This is a genomic window from Legionella steigerwaltii (assembly GCF_001468065.1).
In the GTDB taxonomy this organism is placed as follows: domain Bacteria; phylum Pseudomonadota; class Gammaproteobacteria; order Legionellales; family Legionellaceae; genus Legionella; species Legionella steigerwaltii.
The window spans coordinates 47,074-60,275 of sequence record NZ_LNYZ01000006.1; the positions used below are offsets into that span (position 1 = coordinate 47,074).

Consider the following 13,202-nt stretch of genomic DNA (forward strand, 5'->3'; position numbering starts at 1 on the left):
AACCACTTCTTATCCCAGGTTCCGCTTCGCTGCACCCAGGCTACATAATCTATCCCGTTATCATTTCGGAGAAAAACTACTTAACTGAACGCAACAATTCTAACATCGCCTTCGCGGCGAGTTGTTCAGCCTTTCGCCGATTGGATCCCTCACCAAAGGTTTTTTGCCTCGCTCCATTAACCGTACAGGTGATATAAAATATTTGATTGTGTTCATCACCTTCTACCTTAGTTAAGGTATACTCTGGAAGAGCAATTTTTTCAGCCTGTAAATATTCCTGCAGTTGAGTTTTAGCGTCTTTCAAACAATCGTTTAAATTAGGATCTTCAAGCCGAGAATGATATAACTTTAAAATAACCTCTTTTGCAGACTCAATGCCACCATCAAGAAAAACTGCGGCAAAAACTGCTTCCAGGGCATCAGAAAGAATTGAGGCACGACGAAAACCACCACTTTTTAGCTCGCCTTGGCCTAAAAAAAGAAAATCGCCAAGATCAATTTCTTTAGCTAATTCGACCAACATCTCGCCTCGAACCAAAAATGATCGCAAACGACTTAATTGACCTTCACTCTGCATAGGAAATCGATGAAATAGTTCATTGGCAATTACAAAACTTAAAATTGAATCTCCTAGAAACTCAAAACGCTCATAGTTTTCACTACCCACACTACAGTGCGTCAAAGCTTGCCTAAGATAAGCAACATTTTTAAATTGATAATTTAATCGCCTGCATAACCTTTCTAAATCAACTTTCACTGCCAGTTACAACCTCTTCAGTATGATCAAAATCAAATAATAAGCTTATATTGTATACTAAAGGCTTAATCACTTGGTATTTCAATTTCACTCTAAATTTATTGCCACCCATGGGTTCAATAGCTAACTGATTTTCCTTTAAACTTTCTACGCCGTTTATATCCAGACGTTTATCTAAAGTACTCTTCAGAACGTTAACATCAGCAACCGGATCCCCTGTTAATGTGGATGGAGGAATCGAATTTAATCCTTTCACTGATTCGAGAACAGAGTAATACTGCAGGTAAACCGGAATAATACGCATTATTACCACCACACCCATAACAAGCACAACTACAGTAACTAACATCCCTATAAAAGTCATTCCCTTTTGTCTTTGCATTTGTTATTCCCTTTATCTGCTCTAAATTTAAAATCAATATTTTGATCTAAGAACCATGAAAATATCACGTATTTAGGGTATCAATTTCCCTATTTTAGACCAACGCACATTAGCCGTCTTACTATTCCAACTCATCCAAACCAAAAATGCTTTGCCTCGCAAATAGGACTCAGGTACAAACCCCCAGAATCTGCTATCTGCACTGTCATCGCGGTTATCACCCATCATGAAATAATTTCCCTCGGGCACTACAATATCAAAGTCTACAGCGGGAACATCAGCTCGAATGAAAATATCATGCACAGTTCCATTCAAATCTTCTTTATATTTAGCTACTGCCTTCCCAGAGCTCTCATCAATAGTGTACTCAACAAAGGTTTGTTTTGCTTCCTTACCATTAATTGTTAATACCTTATTGTGATAAGTAATCTTATCACCGGGAACTCCTATTACTCTTTTAATATAATCATAAGAAGGATCGGGCGGCCAACGAAATACAGCAACTGCCCCTGTCTTAGGGTCAGAAATTGAAAGAATTTTCTTTTCCCAAACTGGGAGCCTTAATCCATAAATAAACTTATTTACCGCAACAAAATCACCAACAAGCAATGTTGGCTCTAATGAACCTGAAGGGATACGAAAAGGTTCAATTATGAATGAGCGTAGAATTAAGACAATGAAGAAAACGGGGAAAAAAGATCGTGAGTATTCAATGATCCGATTGGGTTTTTCATCCTGAGTACGCTTTTTTGCCCAAAATAGAACATCGAGTAGATAAATAAATCCACTGATAAAAGATAGGACAACTAATATTAAAGCAAAATTCATAAATTTATATCCTAATTAAACTTAATTTATATATCCAATAACCATTCATCCATTTTAAAATCCTGGTGAAAAGTCAGATTTGGTGAACCGTGGTAAACAGCTATTATTTCTTTTTATCCGTTTGAAACACAGCCATAAAAGCCTCTTGCGGTATTTCCACATGCCCCACTTGCTTCATACGTTTTTTACCCGCTTTTTGTTTTTCCAATAATTTCCGTTTTCGTGTCACATCACCACCATAACATTTAGCAGTAACGTTTTTTCGTAGTGCCTTTACTGTTTGTCTGGCAATAATATGACTGCCTAAAGCCGCTTGAATTGCCACATCAAACATTTGTCTTGGAATTAAATCTCGCATTTTCTCAGCAATTAATTTTCCACGACTATGTGATGAGGAGCGATGGACAATCACTGAGAGCGCGTCCACACGTTCACTATTAATCAAAATATCCATTTTAACTAAATCGGCTTCCTGAAAACGCAAAAAATTGTAATCCAATGAAGCATAACCTCGGCTCACCGATTTTAATCGGTCAAAAAAGTCAGAAACTACTTCGCTCATTGGAATATCATAGGTTACAGAAACTTGGCGGCCACTGTAAGTCATATTTACTTGGACACCACGTCGCTCAATACACAAATTAATAATTGAACCGAGATAATCCTGTGGTACAAGTATATTTGCTCGTACAATAGGCTCATACATTTCTTTAATTTGTGGAAGCGGCGGTAGATGAGATGGATTATCAATGAGCATCGTCTCGCCTTTTTGCGTCACAATTTGATAAACCACTGTAGGCGCGGTGGAGATTAGATCAAGATTATATTCTCGTTCCAGACGCTCCTGTACAATTTCCATATGCAGCATACCTAGGAAGCCACATCGGAAACCAAAACCTAGTGCTTCAGAAGATTCAGGTTCATAAAAGAGTGAAGCATCATTGAGGCTTAATTTAGCCAAAGCTTCGCGGAATGCCTCAAAATCATCAGCACTGATAGGAAATAGACCCGCATAAACTTGGGGTTTCACACGTTGAAAACCAGGAAGTGGTTTATCCGCAGAATTTTTTTCCAGAGTAAGTGTATCGCCTACTGGAGCGCCTTGAATTTCTTTGATTCCGGCAACGACATAACCGACTTCACCAGCATTCAACATTTCCAGCTTAGTACGTTTAGGAGTAAATATACCTACCTGATCAACCTCATAAGATCGACCTGTAGACATGACTCTCATCTTGTCCCCCTTACGTATCGATCCATTTACAATACGCACCAAAGAAACAACACCAAGGTAGCTATCAAACCATGAATCAATAATTAAAGCTTGTAAAGGCGCGTCGATATTACCTACTGGTGGTGGAATACGAGTTACTAATGCTTCCAGAACATCTTCCACACCAAGTCCACTTTTTGCACTAGCCCTTATTGCATCGTGTGCGTCCACACCAATAATATCTTCAATTTCTGAGATAACACGCTCTGGCTCAGCTTGCGGTAAATCAATTTTATTAAGCACGGGCAAAACAGATAATGATTGATCAATGGCCGTGTAACAAACAGCGACAGTTTGTGCTTCCACACCCTGGGCTGCATCCACAACAAGAATCGCACCCTCACAAGCAGCCAAAGAACGAGATACTTCATAGCTAAAGTCCACATGTCCTGGTGTATCAATGAAGTTTAAGAGATAGCTATTGCCATCTTTCGCAGTGTAATTTAAAGAAACACACTGGGCTTTGATCGTAATCCCCCTTTCTCGCTCTATATCCATTGAGTCAAGAACTTGAGCACTCATTTCACGTTCTGTTAAACCACCACAAATTTGGATAAACCGATCTGCCAAGGTTGATTTACCATGATCAATATGGGCAATAATCGAAAAATTACGAATCCGCTTTAAATCACTCAACTGAAATACCCTTTTTTGCAAATAGCGCATTCTAGCTTAAATAAGCGCAGCCTTAAAGTATTTGCTAATGCACCGCATTTTTAATAAGATTTACCATTTCGTTTTTCTATTATTAGGGTGCGCTATGCGACGAGTATCAAGTTTGGGGTTTATAGCAATATTATTGCTACTTCTTTCGTTCTCAACTTATTCAGATACCGCATTTACACAAAGAAAAGATGTACAACTCTTTATCAAAAGTATGGTTAATGAGTACCACTTTAATGCTAAAGAGCTTACAGCAACAATGAATCAGGTAGTAATCCGACCCGATATCATTGAATCGATGGAAAAACCCTATGAAAAGAAGAATTGGGATGTTTATAGAGATTTGTTTCTTACCCCTGCACGTCTAAAAGGCGGATTGGACTATTGGGCAGCGAATAGAAAGGCATTAGAAAAAGCACAAAAAAAATATGGCGTTCCCCCAGAAATTATTATTGCAATTTTGGGAGTGGAAACCTTATATGGAGAGAAACAAGGAGAACATCGAGTTCTAGATGCATTAGCCACACTGGCTTTCAATTATCCAAAACGCGCGCCTTATTTCACTAAAGAATTAAAAGAATACCTGCTTCTTTGTCGCGAACATGGAGTTCCTGCAACCCAATTCAAAGGTTCCTATGCAGGTGCCATTGGCCAACCACAATTCATGCCCAGTAGTTACCGTAACTTTGCTGTTGATTTTAATAATACTGGAAAACGCGATATTGTAACCAATAATGCGGATTCGATTGGAAGCATTGCGAATTATTTCTATCATCATGGTTGGAGACCTAATGATGGGGTTGCCCAACATGCCACAGTAGTTGGTACTCGTTATAAACGAATTCAAGTGAACCCTAAAAAACCCAATTATTACTATTCACAATTGATTGCAAATGGTATTAAACCTGTTACCGCCGCGTATAATCATCCTTCACGCGCCGCCTTAATTGAGCTGGTTACGGCTAAAGGGAATGAATATTGGATCGCTTATCCTAATTTCTTTGTGATAACCCGATACAATTCAAGTCCCCAGTATGCACTTGTAGTTTATCTACTGTCGCAACAATTGAAGCAACAATGGACTGCCATGAATATAAAAAAACTTAGAGCTTATGCTTAGGAATGAATACCCTTTTTCTTTTCGCAAAACATCTTAATGAAGCAGGATGTTTCTGCCTCAAAATGAACGCTGATGGAGCATTAATTGCTCCACCTGCTCAACGTAGTTTTGCCGAAATTAAAACACTACAGACAGAAAGTAACACTTTAGTTATTGAAACATGTGAACAGGTCAGTCTTCTTAATCTCGAGTTTTCATGGCTTCCAGATAGGAAGGCAAGAATTGCAATCCCTTATGCTTTAGAAGAAAAACTAGCACAACCAGTAGATGAGCTTCATTTTGCTTTTGATAAAGCACGATATCAAAATAATCAGTACCTGGTGACTGTGATAAGTAAACAGCGAATTCGATATCTCATGCAATTCCTCAGGGAGCAAGGAATAGAATTTTCTGGAATCACCGTAGATTGGTTTGCCCTGGAACCACAAGAATTATGCGTTTGTGAAGCAACATTACTTATTAATACCGATGATTTCAAAGGAGCTCTATCAGGAGAATTAGCTCATATCTATCTAAAAGGCCACCCGCAACATCAACCTTTGCTTTTTGAAGACAGTACAATCCAAGATGATTCATCTTTGCCCAAGAATCAGGAATCATCGTACACATGGATTGCCCAAAGAATACTAAAAGCAAAGCTGATGAACCTCTGTCAAGGAGAGATGCAGTACGGCAATAAGGCAAATCAACTTAAAAAAGGATATCAAATCGCCGGCGCTCTTTTTTGTGTTTGGTTAATCTCCCTACTTGTAGTCAATGGGATCAAGTTGCATTTACTCAATAAAGATACTCAAAAAATTGATGCGCAAATTGCAGTGATTTATCATGAATTTTTTCCTGATGCAAAACAAGTTATTAGCCCTAAATTTCGCATCACACAGCTGTTAAAAAGCAATAATGCGGAAGAACAAAATCGCTTTTGGTTCTTACTCAACCAATTTTCCAAGGTCATGAAAAATGATCACAATACCTTGGAACAATTACGTTATCAGAATAAGATTTTATCAGTCACATTGGTCAGCACGGACTTTGCCAGTTTAGAAGAATTAGAAAATGCATTAAAAAAGCTTCAACTTAAAGTAAAACAAACCCAAGCATCAACTCGCGAACAACAAGTTGTCGCTACTTTGGAGTTAATGTGAAAGCATACTTAAGTACACTTAATGAACGAGAAAGATGGATGTTGATTGGAACAGCAGTGTGCCTTTTCCTTTATGTGTATTATTTGTTTTTGTATAACCCGTTGAGCCAAAAGGTAAACCAAAAATCAACCCAACTCGTCGAAAAAACGGCTACACTCGAGTGGATGAAAAAGATAAAACAACAAAGCCATACAAAACAAACGAAAAAACAAATAGTTGATAACAGTCAATTATTAACGACTCTAGCGACACAACTAAAAAATGACACAACATTAAAGTTTCCATATCAGTTGCAACAAACTGGCTCCGGAGATATTCAGCTTACTTTTGATGCAGTTGCTTTTAATTTATTTATTACCTGGTTGGAAAAAATAAATCAACGCTATGCGATTACCGTAAAACAGTTTGAAGCAGATCGCTCGAAAACACCTGGTGTAACTCGTTTAATGATCTTAATTAGCTCCGCTTCGAAAACTTAGCCTGTTATAATCTGGGTGAAGAGGCAATAATGCCCCGTCATCACGAGTGTAACGAGGGGAACCTTCACCCTATGCACCGAGTTACGATGGGAGACCCCACTCGGGATGACGAAAAAAGATTCCGGGTTAAGAGCGATACAAGAACTTCATAAAAAATAAGGAAATTTCATGTCAAACTCATCAGTTAAAATTGTTCGTTTTCACGAAACTGGGGGACCAGAGGTATTAAAACTTGAAGAGATATCATTACCAGAGCCAGGGAAAGGTGAGGTTCGTTTGCGTGTTCATGCAATTGGTTTAAATCGAGCTGAAATTATGTTTCGTACTGGTCAATATTTAGTACAACCTCATTTCCCATCAAAAATTGGCTATGAAGCCTCCGGTGTGGTTGAAGCAGTTGGTCCGGATGTTGATAAAAAAATAATTGGCAAGACATACAGCACTGTGCCTTGTTTTGATCTAGGTAAATATGGTGTATATGGAGAAGTGGCCATAGTCCCTGCATACGCACTTGCAGCATATCCTGAGAAACTTTCATATGCAGAGGGAACTTCCATATGGATGCAATACATGACAGCTTATGGAGCTCTGATTCACTATGGAAAACTCTCTAAAAATGATTTTGTTTTAATTACTGCAGCAAGTAGTAGTGTGGGATTAGCTGCAATTCAAATTGCACGAACTCAGGGTGCAAAGAGTATTGTTACCACACGTACCTCTAAGAAAAAAGCTGAGTTACTCTCTTTAGGCGCAGATCATGTCATTGTAACAAGCGAAGAAAATCTCCCTGCTCGTGTAAGTGAAATAACAAAGGGTACAGGAGTAAAAATCGTTTTTGATCCAATCGCTGGTAAAGGCGTTGAAGTTCTAGCAGAAACACTCTCACCAGGTGGAACACTTTTTGTTTATGGTAACTTATCTCTGGAACAGATTACGCCTTTCCCTCTTTTCACCGCATTGAACAAAGGAATTTCTGTGCGGGGTTATACGCTTTTTGAAATTGCTACTCAAACCGAGGCTCGGAAAGAAGCCGAAAAATATATTTTTGATCATTTACAAGATGGATCATTTCATCCTCAAATTGCCCAAACTTTCTCTTTGGGACATATAGTCGATGCACATCGATACATGGAGTCTAATGAACAAGTAGGTAAAATTATAGTAACCGCTTAATCGCAGCAAAAAATGCCCGAGTAAAGGTCTCTCTTCACTCGGGTCAAGCTATTATTCTAGTGTTGGACACTGCTCCAATTAATTACTGAAGCACCACTTTTCAATTCAGGGGGTAAAGAATTTAAAGCTTTTTGTGCTTCTTCAGAGGTAGTGTAGGTTCCATATACTCCTCTATATCGAGTTTTACCATCTCGATCATATTTTACCTGCGCCATTCGATCTTTTTTGGGCGCTTTATATAGGACTTGTGCAACTTGAGATGCCTTGTCCCCTTCGGTCAATTCAATCGTATAACCTTGAGGATTTTGACTATTTACCCAAGTCTCATCTCTGTCTTTAAAAGACACTGGAGAATGCAACTCGCCAACATGATATGAATTAGGAACTTTTACTTCCTGACTTCGTTGGTATCTATAGTCATAATTCGTATTGTAACTATTTATAGTCCAAGGTTGTTGTGTGATATCAACATATGAATATGCTGGATATGAGATGTTGTCATCTTTAGTACAGGAAGACATACCAAAAGCACAAATTACTATGAGCGCTAAGTTTATTTTCTTATCCATAGTCATTCCCCTAGTTTTTAGTTCTTATTATTTACTCCCTGTTCACTATATCTACATAACTAGAAAAAACTTTAGGAAATTGTGTTGTTAAAGAGCAAATTATGACTTACAGTAATTATTTTTTTATTTCGACGGCAAAAACTTATGTGGACACATCGACGTTCAGGACAAACGAATCAAAGAGGAAATCTCGATCATCGGGATCCTTATGAACGAGACCGTACACGTGTAATTCACTGCCCAGCTTTCAGACGTCTGCAAAGAAAAACACAAATTTTAGGGACTGATGAAGGTGATTTCCACCGTACTCGCCTGACCCATTCTCTCGAGGTCGATTCAATAGGACGCAGTATTGTACATAATCTCTTAATGAACCAAGAGAAACATATAGTTTTAGCTGGCCTATTACCTAATGACGATCTGATCTCCGTTATTTGTTTACTTCATGACATTGGACATCCACCTTTTGGACACGGTGGTGAAGTGGCCCTCAATTATATGATGCGCAATTATGGAGGGTTTGAAGCAAATGGACAAACACTGCGACTCCTCACTAAGGTTGAAAGCAGTTATGGAACGTATGGTCTTGATTTAACCCGCCGTGCATTGCTGGGTATTTTAAAATACCCAGTGAAACGTTCTGCTGTCGTCGCACCAAAACAAGCCCCAGTTCATGAATCCATTCATAAAACCATCAAAATTAATGACTGGTTACCACCTAAAGCATATTTTGATTGCGAACAGCCTGAGATTGATTGGTTATTGTCCCCTTTTTCTGATAATGACAAAGAATTATTTCAATCGTTATCACAAGCACCGCATGGTACAAAAGCAGGAAAATCAGCCTACCATAGCTTTGATTGTTCCATTATGGATATCGCAGATGATATTGCTTATGGAGTGCATGATCTTGAAGATGCAATCCATTTACGCCTTATTAATCCCTCTCATTTGGATACACCGGAGTTTAGACAGTTATTAAGCAGTACCCTATTAACCAATCGACAAAATCAAATCATTGATTCGTTATTTTCTCCAGATCTTTATTCAAGAAAACAAACCATAGGAGAAATGGTCAATTATTTTATTACCTCAGCTCAAATCATAACGACCAATGAAAATTTTGAGAATAATCTGTTGAAATACAATTTGGCACTCGCTCCTGAAGCAAATGCCCTGCTGAACTATTTAAAACAATGCATTTATAATAATGTCATTGACTCCCAAGAAGCCCGTACTTTTGAGTATGGCGGGCAAACGGTTGTACTTAGACTGTTCGATGCCATCAGCTCCAACCCTGCCAGTTTATTAGATAACAAAAATAGAGTTTTGTTTAAACAAGCCACAGATGAAACAACTGCCTATCGGATTGTATGCGATTATCTGGCGAATATGACCGATGAGTATGCCTATAGAATGCATGAGCGATTGTTTGGGTTTAATACAAGAACCATTTTCGAAAGACTTTGAGAACTCATCACTAACTTATTGAGTTTTCAACTTTTTATTTTCCCGCACTGGGATGTCTCCCCAAAATATATTATTATCTCCTTTCAATTCACGGAGAAATAAGAATAAAATGGATATAAAAAGGACTCTTACTGTACTTGTTGTTACAGCGTTTGCTCAAAACAGTTTTTCAGGAACTATGGGACCAGTTAGCCCTCCCTGGACGCAGGTTATCACTTTAAGTCTTGGCCCAGCGTGGACTGATAGTGGTGAAACGAACACCTTTTTCTTACAACCTGATGTTGAAAAAAAATATACTGCGAATGAAAATACAAGTACCCTTTTTGATGGAGAGGTTTTCTATGGCTTGCAACATGCATTAAATGCTTCATTTACCGGTCAATTAGGATTGGCTGTCGCAGCAACAACTAATGCAAAATTGAAAGGCGATGTATGGGAAGATGCCGATCCAGAATTCGATAACTTTTTCTACACCTACAAAATCAATCATACTCATATCGCAGCCAAAGGAAAGTTGATTGGTAATTTCAATGTTCTTGTAAATCCCTATTTAAGCGGAAGCTTGGGAGTTGGTTTTAATCGTGCACACGATTTCACAATTACTCCTAAAATAGTTGAAGAAGTTCCTGCCCCAGAATTTACCTCCAATACCCATACTGCTTTTTCTTACACAGTTGGAGTAGGAGTCCAAAAAGAGTTCTATTCGAGATGGCAATTTGGCATTGGTTATGAATTTGCAGATTGGGGAAAAAGTAATCTCGGAAGAGCACCAGGCCAGACCCTAAATAACGGCTTGAGTTTAAATCATCTATATACAAATGAATTGCAATTTAGCTTAAGTCTCATAATCTAATGATTTTAAGGATTGAAAATGAATAATAAATGGATTTATTTTTTATTGGGTAGCATTGCTTTTACACCAACCATAATGCATGCAGCACCAACACCAAAATTCTCAATACTTCCTACTACAAAAACAACACTTCAAATTTCTTCAACAAGCACGGCTACTGTTCGTTATCAAATAACTAATAATACGAAAATTAAAAGGACTTTAACCTTTAAAGCAATTCAAGGGGTTAGCCAAGGAACCGGAGGGACTAATCCTTGTTCCAGCCCTTTTACACTTGACTCAAAACAGTCTTGCCTATTAACCTTAGTGATTCATGGAAATTCTATTTCATCTGCTGGAATACACAGTGGACCTGAGATATGCAAAACCCAAGGCCCCGGAAATAATAATCCTGATCCCTATCTTTGTTCTCAGCCCAGTACCGAGAATCATTTAAATATTACCTTATCACCGTCTTCTCTGATAAGAAGACTAATTGTTGGTGTTGCTACCATTAATGGCCAAAACGCACCGATTGCCTTTACTAGTACTGACGGTGGCAACTCATGGAGTTCTCTTATTCAACTGTCTAGCACGCTACCAAGTACATTATCTGATGTTTTTTGCGATGATTCAGGTTTAAATTGTGTTTCAGTAGGTCGTACAACTTCAGCTCCCAGCCAACCTTTAGCATATAACACCACAGATGGGGGAAATTCATGGTCTTCTCCAATACTTTTGACTGCACCAGCTGGCGCAACTGATGCAAGACTCATAAGTGTTGCTTGTGATAGTGCCGCGGTAAACTGTGTGGCAGTAGGACGCTCAAGAACTCCAACTCGAAGTTTTGCACTAACTTATACAAGTATGGATGGAGGTGCAACGTGGAGCACTCCTGTATTACCCACTGCTTTAACAGGAAGTACAACCTTGTTGGGTGTTGCATGCAGCAGTTCCGGTCTCCAATGCGTCACTGTAGGCGTTAATGGAGCAAAGACCATAGCTTATACGAGTAATGATGGGGGTAAGGACTGGAATGCTCCTAGTACTCTGAATACACCACCTAGCTCTACACCGACTTTATCAGCAGTTTCCTGCAACAGCTCAGGATTAATCTGTAGCGCAGTAGGGAATACATTTGATGCATTAGGAAATCAAATACCGCTTACTTATACAACAGCTGATGGTGGTTTAAATTGGAGTAATCCTATTTTACCAACTCCTCCATCTACTGAGGGGAGTTCACTTTCCGCAGTTTCTTGCAACGACTCGGGCCTTTGTACTGCAGTTGGAACTGGAACACTTAATGGAATCTTGAGAAATCTTGTATATACAAGTACTGATAGTGGAAATACCTGGAGTGCACCCATTCTACCTAACATACCTCAAGGTTTTGATGCCAACACATTAAATGGGTTGTTCTGTGGTGGAAATGGAACCCTTTGTACTACTGCTGGCTCAGGAACAACTAATGCGGTGAACATTATTCCCTATTCATATAGTAGCACTGATGGCGGTAATACTTGGAGCGCCCCACTTTTACTTCCTGTACCATCAAGTATAACCATAGCCAATGTTTCTGGAGTATCTGGTAGTAAATAATAATTAATAAGTACCCTACCCTGTGTAAGTTACCTATTTAAATACACTCGTAGCCTGGGTGAAGGCCGAAAGGTCGCAACCCGGGTTTCACTTCGTTTCACCCAGGCTACTCTTAGGTTAGCACCATTGAGTGAACACTTACAATAAAATATGTTAAAAATCAGATCATTTGAACTAATACACTCGTTATCAGTGTCATTTTTGCTTTTTGAATTATGGATTAAGGCGTTGAAATGAAAATATTGACTTAAATATGGCGTCCCCAAGGGGGTTCGAACCCCTGTTACCGCCGTGAAAGGGCAGTGTCCTAGGCCGCTAGACGATGGGGACCTGGATCTTTAACTTACAACTCTTTTACTACAACTACAAACACCAATAATGGCGTCCCCAAGGGGGTTCGAACCCCTGTTACCGCCGTGAAAGGGCAGTGTCCTAGGCCGCTAGACGATGGGGACCTTAGACTTTTTACCATCAACATCAAAGATGTTGATGGTGGAGCTAGGCGGGATCGAACCGCCGACCTCTTGCATGCCATGCAAGCGCTCTCCCAGCTGAGCTATAACCCCGAAAATTAGGTTCGCAGTTTAATGAGCTCCCCAAGCTCTGTCAAGTAAATTTTGCATTTTCAATAAAGAAGTTTGTTTTGCAATCGAAAAAATCATTTGAAATAAATTTTTAAACGGCTAATTTACAGAAAAAGGATGTAGGTGTTTTATCATTAACTTCTAGGAGTCAATAAAAAGCAACGTATTATTGCTCAATAATTCGCAAAAGATTACTCATAGATTGAGTGATTTATTTACATATCGTAATGTAAAAATCCTTTTTTTTTCATTATACTACGATTCACCATGAGCGAAATAAGAATACATGCATTTTCATTTTTGACACTTAATCTCCTGTTAATAATTA

General features: G+C 38.8%; 12 protein-coding genes and 3 tRNA genes. 7 read left to right on the forward strand and 8 right to left on the reverse strand.

Annotated features, from left to right (window positions below; genetic code table 11):
* Positions 1-76: 76 nt before the first annotated feature.
* From rnc to lepA, 4 genes are all read right to left on the reverse strand, one after another.
* Positions 77-757, reverse strand: coding sequence for a ribonuclease III (gene rnc, locus Lstg_RS04555; RefSeq protein ID WP_058476480.1), 681 nt, complete (start codon positions 755-757; stop codon positions 77-79).
* The gene (locus Lstg_RS04560; protein ID WP_058476481.1) at positions 747-1,139 is read right to left on the reverse strand and encodes a DUF4845 domain-containing protein; all 393 of its coding nucleotides are present in this window, start codon (positions 1,137-1,139) and stop codon (positions 747-749) included. The genes rnc and Lstg_RS04560 overlap by 11 nt, the downstream gene beginning before the upstream one ends.
* A 72-nt stretch (positions 1,140-1,211) precedes the next feature.
* Entirely contained in the window at positions 1,212-1,967 is a 756-nt protein-coding gene (lepB, locus tag Lstg_RS04565; protein ID WP_058476482.1) for a signal peptidase I, read from the reverse strand.
* Between the two features lie 103 nt (positions 1,968-2,070).
* On the reverse strand, positions 2,071-3,906 hold the full coding sequence (gene lepA, locus Lstg_RS04570; protein ID WP_115324550.1) for a translation elongation factor 4: 1,836 nt from the start codon (positions 3,904-3,906) through the stop codon (positions 2,071-2,073).
* A gap of 94 nt (positions 3,907-4,000) precedes the next feature.
* On the opposite strand from lepA, the gene mltB reads away from it, so the two are divergent.
* From mltB to Lstg_RS04590, 4 genes are all read left to right on the forward strand, one after another.
* A complete protein-coding gene (gene mltB, locus Lstg_RS04575) occupies positions 4,001-5,023 on the forward strand; it encodes a lytic murein transglycosylase B (protein ID WP_058476483.1) in 1,023 nt (340 codons plus the stop codon).
* Positions 5,024-5,025: 2 nt separating this feature from the next.
* Positions 5,026-6,165, forward strand: coding sequence for a type II secretion system protein GspL (gene gspL, locus Lstg_RS04580; protein ID WP_058476484.1), 1,140 nt, complete (start codon positions 5,026-5,028; stop codon positions 6,163-6,165).
* Positions 6,162-6,644: a GspM family type II secretion system protein LspM gene (lspM, locus tag Lstg_RS04585; RefSeq protein ID WP_058476485.1), complete on the forward strand. Its 483-nt coding sequence runs from the start codon at positions 6,162-6,164 to the stop codon at positions 6,642-6,644. Before gspL ends, lspM begins: the two co-directional genes overlap by 4 nt.
* A gap of 168 nt (positions 6,645-6,812) precedes the next feature.
* On the forward strand, positions 6,813-7,817 hold the full coding sequence (locus tag Lstg_RS04590) for a zinc-dependent alcohol dehydrogenase family protein (RefSeq protein ID WP_058476486.1): 1,005 nt from the start codon (positions 6,813-6,815) through the stop codon (positions 7,815-7,817).
* A 56-nt stretch (positions 7,818-7,873) separates the two neighbouring features.
* Here the strand turns inward: Lstg_RS04590 and Lstg_RS04595 are convergent, their stop codons facing one another.
* Positions 7,874-8,386, reverse strand: coding sequence for an SPOR domain-containing protein (locus Lstg_RS04595; RefSeq protein WP_058476487.1), 513 nt, complete (start codon positions 8,384-8,386; stop codon positions 7,874-7,876).
* Positions 8,387-8,530: 144 nt separating this feature from the next.
* Between Lstg_RS04595 and Lstg_RS04600 the strand changes: the two genes are divergently transcribed.
* The 3 genes from Lstg_RS04600 (at position 8,531) to Lstg_RS04610 (ending at position 12,290) form a co-directional block, all read left to right on the forward strand.
* On the forward strand, positions 8,531-9,856 hold the full coding sequence (locus tag Lstg_RS04600) for an anti-phage deoxyguanosine triphosphatase (RefSeq protein ID WP_058476488.1): 1,326 nt from the start codon (positions 8,531-8,533) through the stop codon (positions 9,854-9,856).
* A gap of 109 nt (positions 9,857-9,965) precedes the next feature.
* Entirely contained in the window at positions 9,966-10,709 is a 744-nt protein-coding gene (locus Lstg_RS04605; RefSeq protein ID WP_058476489.1) for an outer membrane protein, read from the forward strand.
* 18 nt (positions 10,710-10,727) lie between these two features.
* Positions 10,728-12,290, forward strand: coding sequence for a WD40/YVTN/BNR-like repeat-containing protein (locus tag Lstg_RS04610; protein ID WP_058476490.1), 1,563 nt, complete (start codon positions 10,728-10,730; stop codon positions 12,288-12,290).
* A gap of 254 nt (positions 12,291-12,544) precedes the next feature.
* On the opposite strand, the gene Lstg_RS04615 is transcribed toward Lstg_RS04610, so the two are convergent.
* The 3 genes from Lstg_RS04615 to Lstg_RS04625 all read right to left on the reverse strand — a co-directional run bounded on the left by Lstg_RS04615 (position 12,545) and on the right by Lstg_RS04625 (position 12,856).
* Positions 12,545-12,620 (reverse strand) — tRNA-Glu (locus Lstg_RS04615).
* 49 nt (positions 12,621-12,669) lie between these two features.
* Positions 12,670-12,745, reverse strand: a tRNA-Glu gene (locus Lstg_RS04620).
* Positions 12,746-12,780: 35 nt separating this feature from the next.
* Positions 12,781-12,856: transfer RNA gene (locus tag Lstg_RS04625), tRNA-Ala, on the reverse strand.
* Positions 12,857-13,202 lie beyond the last annotated feature (346 nt).